Source organism: Bradyrhizobium sp. USDA 241 (genome assembly GCF_049739505.1).
GTDB classification, from domain to species: domain Bacteria; phylum Pseudomonadota; class Alphaproteobacteria; order Rhizobiales; family Xanthobacteraceae; genus Bradyrhizobium; species Bradyrhizobium liaoningense.
Genome location: NZ_JBMGPZ010000005.1, coordinates 3,059,141 through 3,078,090, shown reverse-complemented (window position 1 = coordinate 3,078,090; position 18,950 = coordinate 3,059,141). Strand labels below are relative to the sequence as shown.

10 protein-coding genes, 1 tRNA gene and 2 pseudogenes are annotated in these 18,950 nt (G+C 66.0%); 4 read left to right on the top strand and 9 right to left on the bottom strand.

Annotated features, from left to right (window positions below; all coding sequences use genetic code 11):
* Positions 1-4: 4 nt before the first annotated feature.
* Genes ABIF91_RS36865 through ABIF91_RS36855 form a run of 3 tightly spaced genes read right to left on the bottom strand, consistent with a single transcriptional unit; the run spans position 5 to position 3,768 of the window.
* The gene (locus ABIF91_RS36865; RefSeq protein WP_028176415.1) at positions 5-1,525 is read right to left on the bottom strand and encodes an amino acid ABC transporter permease; all 1,521 of its coding nucleotides are present in this window, start codon (positions 1,523-1,525) and stop codon (positions 5-7) included.
* Positions 1,522-2,727, bottom strand: coding sequence for an amino acid ABC transporter permease (locus ABIF91_RS36860; protein WP_028176416.1), 1,206 nt, complete (start codon positions 2,725-2,727; stop codon positions 1,522-1,524). Before ABIF91_RS36860 ends, ABIF91_RS36865 begins: the two co-directional genes overlap by 4 nt.
* Before the next feature lie 24 nt (positions 2,728-2,751).
* The gene (locus ABIF91_RS36855) at positions 2,752-3,768 is read right to left on the bottom strand and encodes an amino acid ABC transporter substrate-binding protein (RefSeq protein ID WP_028176417.1); all 1,017 of its coding nucleotides are present in this window, start codon (positions 3,766-3,768) and stop codon (positions 2,752-2,754) included.
* Between the two features lie 394 nt (positions 3,769-4,162).
* On the opposite strand from ABIF91_RS36855, the gene metC reads away from it, so the two are divergent.
* Together metC and ABIF91_RS36845 are read left to right on the top strand one after the other, a co-directional pair.
* The gene (gene metC, locus ABIF91_RS36850; RefSeq protein WP_035670367.1) at positions 4,163-5,347 is read left to right on the top strand and encodes a cystathionine beta-lyase; all 1,185 of its coding nucleotides are present in this window, start codon (positions 4,163-4,165) and stop codon (positions 5,345-5,347) included.
* A 178-nt stretch (positions 5,348-5,525) separates the two neighbouring features.
* Complete coding sequence (locus ABIF91_RS36845; RefSeq protein WP_028176419.1) at positions 5,526-7,217, top strand: Na/Pi cotransporter family protein; 1,692 nt, start codon at positions 5,526-5,528, stop codon at positions 7,215-7,217.
* Position 7,218: 1 nt separating this feature from the next.
* Here the strand turns inward: ABIF91_RS36845 and ABIF91_RS36840 are convergent, their stop codons facing one another.
* From ABIF91_RS36840 to ABIF91_RS36815, 6 genes and pseudogenes are all read right to left on the bottom strand, one after another.
* Positions 7,219-7,557 carry a lipid-A-disaccharide synthase N-terminal domain-containing protein gene (locus ABIF91_RS36840; protein WP_028176420.1) on the bottom strand — a complete coding sequence of 113 codons (339 nt, stop codon included), beginning with the start codon at positions 7,555-7,557 and terminating at the stop codon, positions 7,219-7,221.
* Positions 7,554-8,288, bottom strand: a complete 735-nt coding sequence (locus tag ABIF91_RS36835; protein WP_028176421.1) for a glycosyltransferase family 2 protein — start codon at positions 8,286-8,288, stop codon at positions 7,554-7,556. The genes ABIF91_RS36840 and ABIF91_RS36835 overlap by 4 nt, the downstream gene beginning before the upstream one ends.
* Before the next feature lie 66 nt (positions 8,289-8,354).
* On the bottom strand, positions 8,355-9,200 hold the full coding sequence (locus tag ABIF91_RS36830; RefSeq protein WP_028176422.1) for a phosphatase PAP2 family protein: 846 nt from the start codon (positions 9,198-9,200) through the stop codon (positions 8,355-8,357).
* A 1-nt stretch (position 9,201) separates the two neighbouring features.
* Positions 9,202-10,944, bottom strand: coding sequence for an ArnT family glycosyltransferase (locus tag ABIF91_RS36825; RefSeq protein ID WP_284281389.1), 1,743 nt, complete (start codon positions 10,942-10,944; stop codon positions 9,202-9,204).
* Positions 10,945-10,994: 50 nt separating this feature from the next.
* Positions 10,995-13,114: pseudogene (gene pbpC / locus ABIF91_RS36820) on the bottom strand (penicillin-binding protein 1C).
* A pseudogene (locus tag ABIF91_RS36815) lies at positions 13,077-17,986 on the bottom strand (alpha-2-macroglobulin family protein). The pseudogenes pbpC and ABIF91_RS36815 overlap by 38 nt, the downstream one beginning before the upstream one ends.
* 401 nt (positions 17,987-18,387) lie before the next feature.
* Between ABIF91_RS36815 and ABIF91_RS36810 the strand changes: the two are divergent.
* A tRNA-Arg gene (locus ABIF91_RS36810) sits at positions 18,388-18,464 on the top strand.
* Between the two features lie 198 nt (positions 18,465-18,662).
* Positions 18,663-18,905, top strand: a complete 243-nt coding sequence (locus ABIF91_RS36805; RefSeq protein WP_028176426.1) for a hypothetical protein — start codon at positions 18,663-18,665, stop codon at positions 18,903-18,905.
* Positions 18,906-18,950 lie beyond the last annotated feature (45 nt).

The window sequence follows — 18,950 nt, the reverse complement described above, 5'->3', positions numbered from 1 at the left end:
TCGATCAGCTGCGGCGGTGGGCGTTGAGGCGGCGCTCGACGAACAGCGAGTAGCGCGACATTCCAAAGCAGAAGATGAAGTAAATGATCCCGGCGAAGGCGAAGCCGGTGAATGCGGTCGACGGCGTCGACCATTTCGGATCCGAGAACGATGCGCGAAGCGAGCCCAGGAGGTCGAACAGTGCCACGATCGAGACCAGCGAGGTGTCCTTGAACAGCGAGATGAAGCTGTTGACGAGATTCGGAATGACGTGACGCAGCGCCTGCGGCAGCACGATCAGGGAGGTCGTCTTCCACCACGACAGTCCGAGGGCGGCCGCCGCCTCGTTCTGCCCACGCGGGATCGCAGCGAGCCCGCCGCGGACGTTCTCGGCCTGGTAGGCGCCGGTGAACAGCGCGATGCCGATCAGCGCGCGGACCAGACCGTCGACGCTGAAATTCCCCGGCAGGAACAAGGGCAGCATGTAGGTGGCGAAGAACAGCACGGTGATCAGCGGCACGCCGCGCCAGAACTCGATGAAGGCGATCGAGAAGATCCGGATCAAGGGAATGGTGGAACGGCGGCCGAGCGCAAGCGCGACGCCGATCGGCAGCGAGGTGACGATGCCGGTGACGGAGACCACCAATGTCACCAGGAGGCCGCCCCATAGATTGGTCGTCACGATCGGCAATCCGCCGCGATCCAGGCCCATCAGCTTGATGACGATCGCGATGGCAATGGAGGTGGCGATGCTGGATGCCAAAGCCCGCCCGCCGGTGCGAATGCCGCCAGCAAGAAAGAACGCGATCAGGCTGACAATCGCGGCCGTGATGCCGAAATCGGCCCAGACCGGCTGCCCGATCACCTGGACATAGTCGCGCAGCCAGGTGAGCGGAAAGATCAGCCAGGAGATCGCCGTGCCGACCAGCACGATGAGGCTTCCGACAACCCACAGCAACGGTGCGATGGCGGACGTCTTGCTGAGACTGAGGAGCGCCTGCCCGGCACCGATGATGCTCTCGTCGAACAGTTGCAGCAGGCCGGCCGTCCAGCTCAGGCCGAAGCCCTTGATGCCGCCGCCGTGCAGCAGGAAGAATGCGACCACCGGAAAGGCAACGAAGAACAGGCCCGCGTTCAGACCCTTCGCCGGCAGCCGCGGAACGAGCAGCGGAAGCAGCAGCACGACCGCGAGCAACATCGTGAGGTCGACCCGCCAGCGCTCCGCCTCGGGATAGAAGCCGTAGATCAGTTGCGGCAGTTTCGCCTGGATGTAGGGCCAGCAGGCGCCGACCACAAAGCCGGCGTTCTCGGTGAGGCAGGCGGTGCGGTCCTGGCCGCTCCAGACCGCATCGACCATCAGGAACCTGACGGAAGGAACGATGGTGAACCAGAGCAGCAAGGCGCCCACGATCGTGAGCAGGATATTGGTCGGCGAGTTAAACAGGCGCGTACGCACCAGGCCGATGAAGCCCGTGGTCTTGACCGGCGCGGGCCGCTCGGCGAGCAGGTCCTGGCGGACGAAGCTGCTTGAGGTGATATCGGTCATGCGCCGAGACTCCGGCTGACGCGCCAACCGTAGACGCTCATGACGGCGCTGGTGAGCAGCGAGATCAGGAGATAGACGCCCATCGTCATCGCGATGATCTCGATCGCTTGCCCGGTCTGGCTCAGCGACGTGCCGGCGAACACCGACACCAGGTCGGGATAGCCGATCGCGACCGCCAGCGACGAGTTCTTGGTGAGATTGAGGTACTGGTTGGTCAGCGGCGGCACGATGACGCGCATGGCCTGCGGTATGACGATCAGACGGAGCGTGGCGCCGCGGCTGAGACCGAGCGAGGATCCCGCCTCCATCTGTCCCTTGTGAACGGACAGGATGCCGGCACGCACGATCTCGGCGATGAAGGCGGCGGTATAGGTCGACAGCGCCACCGTCAGCGCCACGAATTCCGGGATGATACGCGAGCCGCCCGCGAAGTTGAAGCCCTTGAGCTGCGGCAGCTCGAAGGTGAAGGGCAAGCCGAACACCAGCATGGTCGCGACGGGCAGCCCGAACAGCAGGCCCAGCACATAGGGCCAGATCCGGATCACGCGCCCTTCCTGGAACAGCGCGCGCCGCGCACGGAAGCGCAGGGCCAGTGACGCCACGATGCCGAACACCAGCATCGCCAGGAACGGCTCGAGGCCGCTCTCGCCGATGGGGCGCGGAATGACGAGACCGCGATTGCTGATAAAGGCGATGCCGAACAGGGAAATGCTCTGCCGCGGATTGGGCAGTGCCGCGAGCACCGCGAGGTACCAGAACAGGATCTGGAACAGGAGCGGAAGGTTGCGAATGACCTCGACATAGAGCTCGCCGACGCGCGACAACAGCCAATTGGGCGACAGCCGACACAGCGCGACGATGAAGCCGATCACGGTGGCGAAAACGATTCCCACCACCGAGACGACGAGCGTGTTCAGCAACCCGACCACGAACACGCGCAGGAACGTGTCCGAGCCGGTATAGGGGATCAGGGTCTGGTTGACGTCGAAGCCGGCATTGTTCCTGAGGAAGCCGAAGCCGGCGGCGATGTGCTGGTTCTCGAGGTTGGCGCGGGCATTGGAGACGATTTCATAGCCGATCCAGCCCAGGATCGCCGCGAAGGCAAACTGGACGGCAACGCCGTTCCAGCCTGCCTTGCCGCCCAGGATGCGCCGGATCTTCAGCGCAATCTGGGCCGGCGGTTTTCGGGCCTCGGTGCTCATGCCGTTGCCGGCCGATCGGGGCGATCAGCGGATCGGCGGCGCGTACTGAAGACCGCCCTTGTTCCAGAGATTGTTCAGACCGCGATTGATGGCGAGCGGCGAGCCCGCGCCGACGTTGCGGTCGAACACCTCGCCGTAATTGCCGACCGCCTTCACGATCCGCACCACCCAATCCTTGGTCAGGCCGAGCTGTTCGCCGAAATTGCCGTCGCTGCCGAGCACGCGCTTCAGCTCCGGATTTTCCAGCTTCGCCTTCTCGTCGACGTTCTTCGAGGTGACGCCGAGCTCTTCAGCGGTGATCATCGCAAACAGCGTCCATTTCACGATGTCGAACCACTGGTCGTCGCCGTGGCGCACCATCGGACCGAGCGGTTCCTTCGAGATGATCTCGGGGAGCACCATGTGGTCGTTGGGACTGGCGAGCTTCAGACGATTGGCGTACAGGCCCGACTGGTCGGTGGTGAAGACGTCGCAACGGCCGGCTTCATAGGCCTTGACGGTTTCGTCGTTGGTGGCGAACGCGATCACCTCGTACTTCATGTTGTTGGCCTTGAAGTAGTCGGCGAGATTCTGCTCGGTGGTGGTGCCGGTCTGCACGCAGACCGATGCGCTGTTGAGTTCGAGCGCCGAATTCACCTTGAGGGACTTCTTCACCATGAAGCCCTGCCCGTCATAATAGGTCACGCCGGTGAAATTGGCGCCGAGCGAGGTGTCGCGCGAGATGGTCCAGGTGGTGTTGCGCGAGAGCACGTCGATCTCGCCGGATTGCAGCGCCGTGAAGCGGTCCTTGGCGGACAGCGGCATGTACTTGACCTTGGTCGGATCGTTGAAGATCGCCCCCGCAATGGCGCGGCAGACGTCGACGTCGATGCCGGTCCAGTTGCCCTTGTCATCCGGAGAGGAGAAGCCGGGCAAGCCCTGACTGACGCCGCAGGACAGCATGCCCCGGTCCTTGACGGTCTTGAGCGTTTGCGCATCGGCGGCTTCGGCAGAGAGGCCGGCGGCGAGAGCAAGGGTGAGAGCCAGGGTTACGCGTTTCATGGGCTTTGGGCCTTTCAAGGTCGTCTCAAGATCAGGAAGTTGTCTGTGGGGTCATCTCTGCCAGGGCTACTCGTACCAGGGCTAGCCTTGCAAGAGTCATGCTGGAACACCTTGCCGAACACCCGCCGATCCCGGGAGGCCATACCTTAATCCCCGCCGCAGGCGCCGGCCATTACGGCTGTGGCGCAAGGTCCGGTCAGACATTGGATCGAAGGTCGCGGCAGGCCCCTCAACATGCGGCGACTGAATAGCACCTGCGCATCACAGAACGACTGGCCTGCCGGGTCAAGGGGTTGACGAGACTCTTCTGTGTTCTGTTATTAACGACGATGGCCTTTCGGCCCGCCCGCGGGCGCAACGCACCCCGCGGAAACGCGATTTTGAAAGCAGACGCATGGATTCCTCGCACCCCCAGCAGCAGCACGCCGAGACCCGGCTGGTCACCTCCGGCCGCGACACCAAGGCGCAGAAGGGGTTCGTCAATCCGCCGGTGTTCCACGGCTCGACCGTGCTCTATCCGACCGCCGAAGACCTGCACGCCCATCGCGGCGAGTTCACGTATGGCCGCCACGGCACCCCGACGACCAAGGCGTTCCAGGACACGCTGATGGCGCTGGAGGGACCGCAATGCGCCGGCGTCGGCATCGTGCCGTCCGGGCTGTCGGCGATCTCCACCACCCTGCTCTCGGTACTGAAGACCGGCGACCATATTCTGGTCGTCGACAACGTCTACCGGCCTTCGCGCAATTTCTGCAACGGCATGCTGGCCCGCTATGGGGTCGAGACCACCTATTTCGATCCGCTGATCGGTGCGGGCGTCGACAAGCTGTTCAAGCCCAACACGCGCGCAGTGCTGGTCGAGGCGCCGGGCTCGCAGTCGTTCGAGATGCCCGACATCCGCGCCATCGCCGAGGTCGCGCATACCCGCGGCGCGCTCGTCATCGACGACAACACCTGGGCGACCCCGCTCTATCACCGCTCGCTTGATCAGGGTGTCGACATCAGCATGCAGGCGGCCACCAAATATATCGGCGGCCATTCCGACATCATGTTCGGCACGATCTCTGCCAATGCCAAGGCTTGGCCGCAGATCGTCGAGGGCATCCGCCTGCTCGGCGTCTGCGCCGGCCCCGACGACGTCTTTCTGGCGCTGCGCGGACTGCGCACGCTGTCGGTGCGATTGGCGCAGCATCATCGCTCCGGGCTCGACATGGCGCGCTGGCTCGCTGCCAGGCCCGAGGTCGCGCGCGTGCTGCATCCCGGGCTCGAGACCGATCCCGGCCATGCGATCTGGAAGCGCGACTTCACCGGAGCGTCAGGCCTGTTCAGCATCGTGCTGAAGCCGGCGCCGCAGAAGGCGGTCGACGCCATGCTCGATACGCTGAAGCTGTTCGGCATGGGCTTCTCCTGGGGCGGCTTCGAGAGCCTCGTGATCCCCTTCGATTGCGATGCCTATCGCACCGCGACCAAGTGGGCGCCCGGCGGCCCGACGCTGCGTCTGCACATCGGGCTCGAGAACGTTGACGACCTCAAGGCCGATCTCGATCGCGGCTTCGCTGCCCTGAAAGCGGCAATCTGAGCCTGCTCGCGAGGCAACGCGCCTCGGGACACGGCAACCACGCTCCAGCGGACGCGCAATCGCGCGCCGCGGGAACGCACCGCTGCCGCAAACGTTAACGCCGATGCGCCGACAAAGGGTTTGATCGGCTCCCGTTTGGCGCTAGCCTCACCAATCGACTCCAATCCGGACACGGAGCATGGGAACGTTGGTTCTGCTCGATCTCATGGGCGGCGTTGCACTATTGCTGTGGGGCCTGCACATGGTCCACAGCGGCATCTTGCGCGCCTTCGGTCCCGACCTGCGGCGGCTGCTCGGCAAGGCGCTGAGCAATCGCGCCAGCGCATTCGCCGCCGGCCTCGGGCTCACAGCGCTGCTTCAGAGCAGCACGGCGACGGCGCTGATCACGAGTTCGTTCGCGGCCGAGGGCCTCGTCAGCCTCGCCGCTGCGCTCGCCATCATGTTGGGCGCCAATGTCGGCACGACGCTGATCGTGCAGGTGCTGTCGTTCAACATCGCAGCCGTTGCGCCGGTCCTGTTCGTGCTCGGACTCGTGGCCTTCCGCTCCGGCCCGCGCTCGCGGATCAAGGACATCGGTCGCGTCTGCATCGGCCTCGGCCTGATGCTGCTCTCGCTGCACATCCTGCTCGACACGCTGGCGCCGGCGGAGAACGCGCCCGGCGTCCGCGTCGTGATGTCGGCCATCACCGGCGACCCGGTCCTGTGCATCGTCATCGCCGCCCTCGTCACCTGGGCGGTGCATTCGAGCGTCGCCAGCGTGCTGCTGATCATGTCGCTGGCCTATTCGCAGTTCATTACGCCCGATGCGGCGTTGGCGCTGGTGCTGGGGGCCAATCTCGGCAGCGCCATCAATCCCGTGTTCGAGGGCGCCAGGCGTGACGATCCCGCGAGCTATCGCCTGCCGGTCGGCAATCTCGTCAACCGCGTGGTCGGGATCGCCCTCGTCCTGCCCTTCCTGGGCGTGATCGCCGAGCACATGCACGCCTGGCAGCCCGATCTCGCCAAGATGACCGCGGCTTTCCATATCGCCTTCAACCTCGGCACGGCCGTCGTCTTCATCGGCCTGCTCGACACCATGTCGCGCCTGCTCACCCGCCTTTTGCCGGATCGCGTGCAGGAGGCCGACCCGGCCCGGCCGCGCTATCTCGACGAGACCGCGCTGGAGACACCGTCCCTGGCGCTCGCTGACGCCGCCCGCGAGACGTTGCGCATGGGCGATCTCGTCGAGGTGATGCTGCGCAAGGTGATGGCCGCGATGATGACCGGCGATCGGGCGCTGGTCGACCAGGTCTCGAAGATGGACAATCTCGTCGACGGTCTCGACGAGGCCATCAAGCTCTACGTGACCAAGCTGATGCGGGGCAGCCTCGACGAGACCGAAGGACGCCGCTTGATGGAGATCATTTCCTTCGCCATCAACCTCGAGCACATCGGCGACATCATCGACAAGAGCCTGAGCGAGCTCGCCACCAAGAAGATCAAGCGGCGCTTTCAGTTCTCGGCGGAAGGGGCCGACGAGCTCGCCGCCTTCCACAAGCGCACGATGGACTCGCTGCGTATCGCGTTCGGCGTCTTCATGTCGGGCGACGCCAACGAGGCGCGCAAGCTGCTGGTGGAGAAGACCGCACTGCGCAACACCGAGCTTGCCGCGACCGAGCGGCATCTCGACCGCCTGCGCGAGGGCCGTCCCGAGACCATCGAGACCACGTCGCTGCATCTGGACGTGCTGCGCGACCTGCGCCGCATCCACTCGCATATCTGCTCGGTCGCCTATCCCGTGCTCGACGCGGCCGGCGAGCCCTATCGCAGGACCGAGGCGGACACAGCCACCCTGCCCGCGTCAGGCACGGCGTCGGCACTGCCGCGATAGATCAGCGATCCAGCGTCTTCGAAGCGCTGCCGCGGTTCTTCCAGATCAGCATGATGTTCCTGATGTAGATGACGGTCGCGAGCGACTGTCCGAGGATGATGACCGGCTCGCGCTTCACGACGCCGTAGACCAGCGTCATCAGCCCGCCCCCCATCGAGCAGAACCAGAACGCCATCGGCACCACGCTGTTGCCGGCGCGCTCGCTTGCGATCCACTGCACCAGGAAGCGCGCGGTGAAGAACAATTGCGCGACGAGCCCGAATGCGAGCCAGAAATCGAATTTGGCGACGAAGACGTCGTATAGATAATTGCTCAGCGCCTGACCGTATTGAATGATCATGCGTTCACCTCGGTCACCTCAGGAGTCGGCTTCTTGCGGCGGATCAGCCACCACACCCCGGCGAGATCCATGATGCCGATCCACAGCCGGTCGAAGAAGCCGTAGTTCGATACGCCGGAGTGGCGTGGCCGGTCGATCACATCGACATAGGCGATCTCGTAGCCCTCGCGGCGCACCAGCGCCGGCAGGAAGCGATGCAGCCCGTCGAAATAAGGCAGCATCAGGAAGACGTCGCGCCGGAACGCCTTCAGCCCACAGCCGGTATCGCGCGTGCCGTCTTTCAGGATGGCGTTGCGAACGCCGTTCGCCACGCGCGACTGGAACTTCTTGAAGCCGGTGTCCTTGCGCCCGACCCGCTGGCCGGCGGCCAGCCCGACCCGCGCGCTTTTCTCGACCGCCGCGATCAGGTCCGGGAGGAAGGCAGGATTGTTCTGGCCATCGCCGTCGAGCGTGGCCACGATTTCCCCGCGCGCCACACGCACACCACTGCGCACGGCCGCTGATTGGCCGCCAGACCGCGCATGACGGAGCTGACGCAGATTGCTCCGCTGCTTCATGATCGCGGCAAAACGCTCGCCGGTCGCGTCGGTGGAGCCATCGTTGACGTAGATGATCTCATAGGCCCAGCGGCCATCGAGCGCCGCACCGATCTCCGCGATCAGCGGCGCAATGTTGTCGGCTTCGTTGCGCACGGGAACGACGATGGAAACCGAAGGCTGGGGCGTCGACAAAGGAGGCTCTTGGTTGGATTCGGGCCTGCGCCTTGGGGAACCGGCGGTCCCGGCAGGCAGCCGCTTTTATGGGGCGGATGCCCCGTGGGCAACCCTTTTGAGGCGGCCCCGGGCCGCTCCCGGAAGAGGCACGATGGTGCCGTCGGCGCGGATGGCAAAGCCGAGCCGCCGGGCCGCGAACCAGTAACGCACCGTCATGGCGCCGACCATACCGACCAGGGCGCCGGCCACGACGTCGCTCGGGTGATGCGCGAGCAGCACCAGGCGCGTCAGCAGGATCACGATTGCGTAAGTGAACATGAACACCCGCAGGCGCGGCCACAGCGCCGAGACCGCAAACGCCAGGGCGAACGCTGCCACCGCATGTCCCGACGGCAGGCTCGCATAGGCCCCCGTTCCCTCGAACGGCACGAAATTGAACGGATTGGCCTTGCCGCCGACGAACGGGCGGCCGCGGCCGATGAGATATTTCAGGATCTCGGCGACAAGCGCCGACACGGCAACAGACAGAAATATGTATTGAAGCCGCGTGCCGAAGCCGAGCAGCACTGAGCGGCGCGTCCCGTGCAGCCCTGCCGCAACGAACGCCACAGCCACCAGCGCAGCCCCCAGCACGATCAGCAGATACTCGTCCTTGCCGAAATCGGTGAGGATGCGGATCGGCCACAGGCTTGGCGTGCCGCGCGGCGGCATCAGCTCGATCTCGGTCTGATCGAGCCCGACCATCAGCACGATGACCAGCGCCGCGCCCACCGCGCTGAGCCAGAGCGAGTGCCGCGCCAGCTTTCGGGCGGCCTCGGCCCGGCGCGAATGCGAGGGCGACCGCACGAGCTGCGCCAGCGCCCCCCAGGACACGGCGAGCAATTGTGCGAGATAGCCGGCACGCGGCGCAATGTCGGTCGGCGCCCGCATCCTACTCGGTGCCTTCCGAGCGGAAGATCGAGATCGAGATCGCGCGCCCTTGCGAGAAGTTGTAGCCGTCGATGCGCGCGCCGACCTTGTAGCGCAGCCCGATCGCCTCGGCGCGCTGCACGAAGCTGCGCTCCGAGCGCTGCTCGATCAGCGCGAAGCGGCAGCTGCCCTGCCGCAGGAAATCCGCCGCACCGGAGCCGTCGGTGAGCAAGGTCCGGGTCCCCACCAGGAAGACGAGGCTCGGCTCGTGATAACCGGCCGCAGCCGCTTTCGGCCCGACGCAGGTGACGTTGCGAAGCGCGCGCGCGATCTCGATGCTCGGAAACAGCGGCGTCAGTGACGGCAGGACGATGCCGTAGACCGTCACCGCCAGCATCAGGGCTGCGACCAGCGCGTTGAGCAGCGAGCGCTCGGCACGATTATTGTCGTAGAGCCACCAGGCGAACAGGCCAAAGATCAGCGAGGCCGCGATGAACGGCCAGGCCACGAAGGCCGGCTGCCGCGTCAGCATCACCGACCCGACGACCGCGATGATCGAGGCGGCTGCGGGGATCGCGAACCACCAGGCCGAACCGCGCATCAACCAGGAACGCGACAGCACGCGCCGCTCCACCGCGCCTGCGGTGAGGATCGCGATCGCCGGATAGAGCGGCAGCACGTAATGCGGCAGCTTGGTCAGCACGGCCTCGAACACGATCCAGGACGGGATCAGCCAGGCCAGCAGGAACTGCGCGCCGGGCTCGCGCCGCGCCCGCCACACCGCGGGCGCCGCCATCGCCGCAAGCGGTGCGCCCGGCCAGAACGTGATCCAGAACAACGCGAGGTACAGTCCGGGCGGCGCGCCATGGGATTCCTGGGCGCCCAACTTGCTCAGCATGTCGCCGCCGACGGAATCGGCGAAGAAGGTCTCGCCCGCACGCCAGAAGATCGCGAGGAACCAGGGCAGCACCAGCACCAGCATCCACATCAGGCCCCAGAGCGGGCGCAGCTTCCACAGCCAGGAGGCATCGCGATCCTGGATCGCAAGCACGACGATGGTGAGACCAGCGAACATCAGGATCAGCGGGCCCTTGATCAGGACGCCGACAGCGAGCGCGGTCCAGAAGATCGCGGGCCAGCTCCAGGGCGGATGCGTCTCGTCCTCGGCGCGCTGCCAGGACAGATAGGCCCGCGCCATCGCGCCCATCGCGGCGACGACGCAGAGCAGCAGCATGGCATCGGTCTTCGCCAGCCGCGCCTCGACGCCGAGCAGCACGGACGCGCACATCATCAGCGCCGCCAGCACGGCGGCACGCCGCGTGACGAATCCGAGCGCGGCCCAATAGGTCATGAGCACGGCGCCGATCGCGCCCATCAGCGACGGCAGCCGGTACACCCAGATGCGCAATTCTGCCTTCGGCAGCTTGAGCATCGACGCAGCTTCGACGGTCGCCGATTGCAACCAGTAGATGCCGACCGGCTTCTTGTAGCGGACGTCCTCCTGAAAGCGGATGTCGACGTAGTCGCCGCTCTCAACCATCTGCTTGGTGGCCTGGGCAAACCGTGCCTCATCGCGATCGATCGGCGGGATGGTGAAGAAGCCCGGCAGGAACAGCAGCAGCGCGCACAGCACCAGGAAGCCGACCGCGCGCGGGTGGCTGGCCGTGACGATGTCGAGCATGCGCACGAGCCCGCTGCCCGGATTTGCGGGTGATTTCGACTCGCGGGGTGCACCAAAACGGGGGCTTGGGTAGGTCTCGGCCATTGGTTCCGCTTACGCTGAAACCGCCATCGCCACAACCGCTTGAGGCAGGGTCATTGAATTCGAATGACGACTGTGTCCGCGGCGCCCGTGGCGTCGATCACGGTGAGCCGTGCAAAGCCCGGGCCGGGCGGATCGATCAGCCGCTGGCGGCGGCCGTCGATCTCGCCGAGCGCGGTGCCGTTAACCATGATCGTCATGGGCAGCACGCCGCCGGCGACTTTGACCGGCATGGCTGCGTTCTCCCGGCTGCCTGATCGATCGACATCGATCCGCGAACCGTTGAGCGGAAACTGAATGTGCAGCGCCTGCTCGCTCCCCCGGTGCGCACCAAATCCCCGACCGGGCGGAACCGCTTCAGGGGCAGCGGCAGCTTGGCGTTGCCCGCCACCGGGGTTCCCCTGGGCGCCTTCGGCAGCGGGGCGAGCGTCTTGCCGGTCCTGGCAAAGGCGTCGAACAGGATCGGCGCGGCAGCGACGCGCCCGATCAGGCCGGGAACCGGGGCGCCGTCGGGCCGGCCGACCCAGACGCCGATGGTCATGCGGCCATCGAAGCCGACCGACCAGGCGTCGCGATAGCCGTAGGACGTCCCGGTCTTGAATGCGATCCGGTTGTGGGCAGCGTTCTCCGGCGGCGGCGTTCCCAGCAGCACGTTGCCGACCTGCCAGGCCGCGACCTGATCCAGCAGCCGGAGCGGCTCGCGGTCGTCCTGTTCAGTCACGACCTCACGCAGCGGCTTGGTGGTGCCGAGACGGGCGAAACCCGCATAGAGCTGGGCGAGGTCCTGGAGCGTCACGCCCACCCCGCCGAGCCCCATGGCGAGCCCCGGCGTCTCGTCCTTGGGCAGAACCAGGTTGCCGCCGGCCTGCCGCAACCGCGAGGTCAGGCGGCTGGAGCCGACGCGGTCGAGCAGCACGATGGCCGGCACGTTCAGCGACAATTGCAGCGCCTTCCTCACCGGCACCGTGCCCTGGAAGGTCATGTCGAAATTCTCCGGCGCGTAGGAGCCGAAGCGGACCGGCCGGTCGTCGATCAGGCTGTCGGGATGGACAAAGCCGTCCTCGAAGGCGAGCCCGTAGATGAAGGGTTTCAGCGTCGAACCCGGTGAGCGGACGGCGCGGGTCATGTCGACCTGCCCTGCCCGGCTCTCGTCGAAATAATCCGCCGAGCCGACACGCGCGAGCACGTCGCCGCTTTCGTTGTCGACGACGATGATCCCGACCGAGATGTTCGGCCCAAGCGCGATGGCGCGGTCGCGCGCCAGCGGCTCCAGCACCTTCTGCAGGTTCGCGTCCAACGTGAGCTTGATGACCGGCGCGTCCTTGACCGTCGAAAGCGCGGTGTCCGAGGCATGCGGCGCCAGGATCGGCATCGGCTTGCGCAGCTTTGGCACGGGCACCGCCTTGGCCTGCCTGGCATCATCTGCGCTGACCACATGCTCCTCGACCATGCGGTCGAGCACGCGGTCGCGCGCCTTGCGTGCCGCCTCCGGATGGCGGTCGAGCCGGCGGGTTTCCGGCGATTGCGGCAACGCGACCAGCAGCGCGGCCTCCGCCAGCGACAGCCGCTTCGGCTCCTTGCCGAGATAGGCGATGGAGGCGGCGCGGATGCCTTCGAGATTGCCGCCGTAAGGCGCGAGCGCGAGATAGAGATCGAGGATCTGCTCCTTGCTCAGCGTCCGCTCCAGCTCGATCGCGCGTACGATCTGCCGCAGCTTCGCATGAAGCGAGCGCTGCCGCCGCGGCTCCATCAGCCGGGCAAGCTGCATGGTGATGGTCGAGCCGCCCGAGACGATGTGGCCGCGCGTTCCGAGCTGCAACGCCGCGCGCCCCAGCGCCAGCGGGTCGAGGCCGTTGTGGGCGTAGAATCGCTGGTCCTCATAGGCGAACAGCAGTTTCAGGTACGTCGGATCGACGCTGGTCTTGGCGTCGACCGGCAGCCGCCAGCGCCCATCCGCCATGGCATAGGCACGCAGCAGCTTTCCATTGCGGTCGACGATGGTGGTGGAGACCTGACGCGCCTCGTCGAGCGGGAGGGGACCGAGCGAGTAGACCCAGCCGACGAAACCGACGATGGCGAGGATGAAGGTGAACGCGAGGGCTGAGAGGGCACGAAGGCCCCTGCCCCGCACTCCGTCATGGCCGGGCTTGTCCCGGCCATCCGGTGCGCCCATAGCGCGAGGGATTGTACATGTCCTCGACATAGGCCTGCGGCAGCACATATTTGCCGGGCGACACCGCGCGCACGACATAGGCGACGGTGAACACCGATTTGGAATCCGAGGCCCGGTCGACCGCCGCGGTGAAGCGGTCGTCGCGGAACTCGGTATCCTCGGGCTCCTCGCCGTCCTCGATCCAGTCCAGCGTGCCGCTGTCGCCGGAGGACACCAGCTTGGGATTGTCGATCTCCAGGCCCGCCGGCAGATAATCCGACACCATGATGTGGCCGTACTCGGGCTTCGCCTCGGTGATCTTCAGCACCACCGCGAAGCGCTGGTTCTGCTTGACCTTGCTGATGTCGGCGGGCTTGCCGTCGAGCGTGAAGTAGCTGCGCTCGATCTTGAAGCCGTTCGACGCTGCCGGCTCCGGCGTCACCGGCGAGCCCGACACCGAGACCACCGCCTGCACCGGCGCATCGCCGGTGTTGGTGATCTTCAGCGGCTTGCCGCTCAGCGTGTCCGCCTTGTAGCTGCGGTACAGCGCGGTCTTGACCGGCTGGCCGTCCACTTCCATGGAGAGGTTCTCCCTGGCCAATGCCCGCGCCGCCAGCACCAGCCACGCATTCTCCTGCGTAGAGGTGTAGGGCGTCAGTCCGCGCGCGGACTCGACCCGCGAAACTGCCTGCGTCAACGTCGCCTTCGGCGCGTTGCCCTCGCTGGCGAGCGAGACAAGCGCTGCGGCATCGCGCAGCTGCGAACCGTAATCGGTGCGGCCGAATTCCAGCACCGGCTTGGGCGCGAGGCTGTCGAGCGCGGCAGCATAGACCCGCTCGGCGCGATTGCGGTCGCCGACCAGTGCAAGAGCTGCCGCAAGCTGCGACTTCGCGATCGGCGTCGCAAGATTGTTCAGCTTGGTGTCGGCGAGATAGCGGAGATCGCCGATCGGCGCCGCGCCGTTGCGTGCCAGCACGTAGAGGCCATAGGCGAGATCGCGGCCGCCATCCTTCTCCGGCTCGTCGGCATTGACGACGGAGTTGCGGATGCGATCGAGCGCGTTCTTGAACAGCACGTCCGGCACCGCAAAGCCCTTTTCGCGGGCGCGGGTGAGGAAGTCCGTCACGTAAGCATCGAGCCAGGCATCGTCGCCGCCCGCCGACCACAGGCCGAAGGAGCCGTTCGAGCCCTGGCGGGCCAGCAATCGCTCGATCGCGTCGCGGATGCGCTGGTCGACCTCGGTGTCCATGGCGAGATGCGCGCCGGCGGCGAGATCGTTGACATAGAGCAGCGGCATGGCCCGGCTCGTGATCTGCTCCGAGCAGCCATAGGGATAGCGATCGAGCGCTTTGAGGATCGTCGCCGCATCGAGCGCGGTGGACAGGCTGGCCGAGACCGAGACGCTGCCGGTGCCCGGCACGAGGTCGGAGAACATGTCCGAGGTCAGCGTCAGGCTCTCGCCTTTCGCCAGGGTGCGGATCGAGCGCCGTGCCAGCACCTGCGTCGCCGCCTTGACGTCGAAGGCATAGTGGCGCGCCAGCGCGAGGCCATTCGGGCCCCTGATGTCGACGTCGAGCGTTGCCTGCCCCGCCGCAGTCGCGTCGATCGCGAGCGAGAACGCGTTGCGCTGCTTGGCGGCGAGCTTCACGGTGGTCGCGGGATTGCCGGTCATCTTCACCGGGCCGCCCGTCTTCACGTTGATGACGTAGTCGCCAGCCTGGCCCTCGACATTGTCGATCTCGAGATTGACCGTGCCGTGGTCGCCGTTGAGCAGGAAGCGCGGCAGGGTCGTGGTCAGCACCACGGGATCGCGGATCACGACGTCGGTGTTGCGGCGCCGGCGGCTTGTAATTGGTGAGGTTGAGGATGCCGACATCGACCGCGGCGATGACGACCTTGGCGTCCTCGCCCGGATTGAGCCCGTCGAGCTTGACCGGGATCTTCAGCGTGGAGTTCGGCCGGATCAGCGAGGGCGGCGTCAGCTTCACCTGCAGCGTCCGGGCCTGCTTGTCGATGCCGAACCATTTCAGCCCGATCGCGCGGCCCGGCATGCGCTGGGCCGCCGCATCGAGCGGCCGGCGCAGCGTCGCCACGACGTAGGCGCCGGTGCCCCAATCCTTGCCGACCGGGAGCTTCACCTGGGTGGTGCCTTCCTTTACGTCGATCGTCTGCGTCGTCAGCAGGCGATCGCCGACCACGTTGACGGTCAGCTTGCCGGCGCTGCGGACGTTGACCGACACCGTCATGGTGTCACCCGAGGCGTATTGCGGCTTGTCGATCGAGGTCTCCAACAGATCCGGCGTGTCGGCGCTGCCGTCGGAATACCAGCCGACGTCGAACTGCACCGAGGTCACCGGGCCGTCGGCATCGTTCGATTTCACATCGAGCCTGTAACGACCGGGCTGGGGGCTGAGCGAGATGCGCGATGGCTTGTCGGCAGCGATCGTGACGTCGCCGTCGGCCACGCGCGAGGTCGACTTGACCGGCTCGTACTCCCAATAATTGTTCTGGCGGTACCACTGGTAGCGCGACTCCATCTTCAGGAGCTCATAGCGCAGACCATCACGCGGCAGCGTCTTGCCCTCGGGCGAGACGAACACGATTTCGAACTCGGCCTTGTCGCCCTCGGCGACGTTCTTGTCGCCGAACAGGGGCTTGATGCCGATCTGCGCCGAGACGGGCGCGACCGGCAGCACAATCTTGCGCTCGACGGCGCGGCCGCCGGTCTCGACCATGCGGATGAAGATCTGCGCCTCCTGCGGCCGGGTCGAGGCCGGCTGCTTGTCCAGCGTGACCGGGAAAGTCGCAACGCCGTTGGCGTCCGCCTCGGGCAGGTTCTCGAGCGGCGTGCGCTCGTTCGAGCTGGTCTCCTCGTCGTCGACACCGAATTGGTAGCCGGCAAAGCCCGGACGCTCGCTCGCCGGCGCCACCAGCATGTCGCCTTCGAGCTGGAGGCCGGAAGCCGGCGCGCCATAGAGGAAATGGCCGTCCGCCTTCAGCTCCACTGGAGCATTAGCTTTGATCAGCTTGTCCTTGGTCGACAAATCGAATTCGATCCGATCCGGGACGTAATCCTCGACCAGGAAGGTGGTCTCGCCGACGGACGATCCCTTCGGATCGGTGAAGGCGCGCACCCGCCACGTTCCGGTGGGGACGGCCGAGTTGAGGGGGCAGGGCCAGCGTACGGCCGCCGGCGCCCTGGTCGGCCAGTACGGCACGGCGGAATTCGACGCCGTCGGGACGCTCGATCACCAGCGTCATCGGCCCGCCGGTGACGGCATTGCCCTGACCGTCACGCAACAGCGCGGTCAGATAGACGGTCTCGCTGGAGCGGTAGACACCGCGCTCGGCATAAACGAACGCGTCGGCGCCGGCCGGCACCGCACGTCCCGAAACGCCACGGTCGGAAAGATCAAAGGCGGAGGACTTGAGGCTGAGGAAGGCATAGTCGGCTTTCTCGCCGGTGACGGTGAGCATCGCCGGCGACAGGCCGCCCTCACCGCGCGCGAGCCCGGCTTCGAACAGCACGTGGCCGCTGTCGTCGGTCTTGCGGGTGGCCAAAATCTCGTTGTTGCGGGCAACCAGCCACACCTCGGCCTTGCCGACCGGATCGGTCGAGGCCAGTGAGTTGACGAAGACATGGATGCCGTCATTGCCGGAATAGGCGGAGACGCCGAGGTCGGAGACGATGAACCATTGCGTCGCGAGCTGGGACTCGTCGTCCGAGCCCGGGCCCTTGGCCGCGGCGGTCATCACGTACACCCCGGGTTGGAGCTCGCCGAGCGCCTGGTCCACCGGGAAAGCGGTGGTGACGTCCTGGTTCAGCGTCATCGCGGTCGCGAGCTCGCCGGACCAGACCTTGACGCCGCGCTGGTCGCCGAGATCGGAGAGCTGGTATGTCGACAGCGTCCTCTGGAAGTCGCTGTCGACCACCGTGTTGATCAGATTGCGGTCGCCGATCCGGAAGACGTTGATGTTGACCGCGGGCGTGTTGACGCTGACCACGGGAATGCCGCGCTGGCCGGTCCGCGGCAGCACATAGGCGCGGCTGGTGAAGCGCACGAAGGGCTTGCGGTCGCGGACATAGATGTTGAACTCGGCCGATTTCGGCAGGCCCTCCTTCACGGTGGACGGCAGGCCGGCACGCAGATTGATGTTGTAGCGCTCGCCGTGCTTCAGTCCGTCGACGCAGAGCTGCTTGCCTTCTGCCGACAGCGCCGGCTTGTCCTGCCCCGCCAGCGCCAGGAAAGGCGCGAAGTCGGTTCGCTTGGCAAGCTCTTCCGAGAACTGGAAGCAGGCCCGCGGGCTCGCCGAATCCGAGTCCACGGTGTAGTCGAGCAGCCGGAAGCCGTGCTCGTCGCGCATCTTCTCATATTGACCGCGGACGTCGGCGACCTCACGCATGTCGAGCGACAGCCGCAATGCATCCAGCGCCGGCCGCCACAATTTTCGTTCGGCCAGCGATTTGCCGAGCACGGCGAGTGCGTCGGCCTCCTCGCCCGGGTTTCCGGCGCGCTGATAGGCGATATAGGCGGCGGTCGAGGCGCGCTCGAGCAGGAAGGTCTGCTCGCTCGAGCTCTTGGGCGAGATCTGGAAGATGACCTTGGCAAGCCGCAGCCAGTTGCCGGCATCGTCCGGCGTGGTGGCCGCGATCTGGCCGAGCACCGACAGCCCGGTGCGGTAATCATTGCGCCGGAAGGCGGCGTCGGCATCCGTGCGCAGCGTCGCGCTGGACTTGGCGACCGGCCCCGCCTCGCTCTTGATCTGGGCCTCCAGCTTGATCGCGGAATCGGCGAGATCGTCGCGTTTGAAGGACTTGTCGGCGGCCTGCGCAGCCGTAAGGCCAAGCGCCAGCGCGGCGCAGATTGTGACGGCGCGAAGAAGACCGATCATGGATGGACTCCCGGAAATCGCGGACGAACGCCGCTTGTCGCAAGAAATGCGCGGAAAGGTGACGGCCTCAAGGCGATGGAACCAAAGGTGCAAATCGTCGCAATCGCCATGACAAGGCAAGCCCAGATGAGACCGATCAAGATACCGCCGCACACGCCGTCCTGATGGCGCAGCAATACCGGACCAGTCGACCAGCGGCGGTGTCCCGGAAGCTCCTCAGCGGTCCCGGCGATGTGATCCATCGTCCAGTCCGCTGCCGCTCAACCCGGCACCCTGACACGCCACTGTTCCACTTTGTCGCGGCATTGAGGAAAACGGTTCGGTTCAGGCTTGGCGAAACACCAGATTTTTCATATTGGCATGTTAGATGAACGGCAGCCCCAAACCGGGCGGCTCAAAACGGTCCCGTAGCTCAACTGGATAGAGTAGCGGATTTCTACTCCGCGGGTTGCAGGTTCGAGTCCTGCCGGGATCGCCAGTCTTCGTCTTGCCGACGAGCCTCATTCGTGCATCGGCGTACGCCTCCACAACCGTACGGTGGCTTGACGCGCCATACGACGCGCCGGCGCCGATCCATCGTCCTTCACGAATGCGTGGGTCACTCCGCTCCGGGCTTTCAACCGAGCACATCGGCCCTATCTATCCGCGGGGCGAAGTGTGCCCGAAAAGGATCCCGATGCCTCAATCCGAATGGACGAGAATGGCTGTCGCATCTGCGGTGGCGATTGTCGCGATGTCGTATTTGGCGATTGACGCAGGCCTCGTGAACACCAACGTGGTCACAAAGCCCATCAAGGTGGCGCAGGCATCGATCGTCGGCGCCGCGATGGGTCAGCATCACATTGCCTTCGCCGTTCAGGAGTGGGCGCGTCGCGGCCACGAGAGGCCCGCCCTGGAGCACTGCCTGGCGATCGATTGATGCGGGGCGCACCTCGTGCGGCTGTCGCCGAGACCTCGCATTCAC

Coding starts and splice junctions, on each gene's coding strand:
- ABIF91_RS36865 (WP_028176415.1), bottom strand. CDS start 1,525: ATGACCGATATCACCTCAAGCAGCTTCGTCCGCCAGGACCTGCTCGCC.
- ABIF91_RS36860 (WP_028176416.1), bottom strand. CDS start 2,727: ATGAGCACCGAGGCCCGAAAACCGCCGGCCCAGATTGCGCTGAAGATC.
- ABIF91_RS36855 (WP_028176417.1), bottom strand. CDS start 3,768: ATGAAACGCGTAACCCTGGCTCTCACCCTTGCTCTCGCCGCCGGCCTC.
- metC (WP_035670367.1), top strand. CDS start 4,163: ATGGATTCCTCGCACCCCCAGCAGCAGCACGCCGAGACCCGGCTGGTC.
- ABIF91_RS36845 (WP_028176419.1), top strand. CDS start 5,526: ATGGGAACGTTGGTTCTGCTCGATCTCATGGGCGGCGTTGCACTATTG.
- ABIF91_RS36840 (WP_028176420.1), bottom strand. CDS start 7,557: ATGATCATTCAATACGGTCAGGCGCTGAGCAATTATCTATACGACGTC.
- ABIF91_RS36830 (WP_028176422.1), bottom strand. CDS start 9,200: ATGCGGGCGCCGACCGACATTGCGCCGCGTGCCGGCTATCTCGCACAA.
- ABIF91_RS36825 (WP_284281389.1), bottom strand. CDS start 10,944: ATGGCCGAGACCTACCCAAGCCCCCGTTTTGGTGCACCCCGCGAGTCG.
- ABIF91_RS36805 (WP_028176426.1), top strand. CDS start 18,663: ATGCCTCAATCCGAATGGACGAGAATGGCTGTCGCATCTGCGGTGGCG.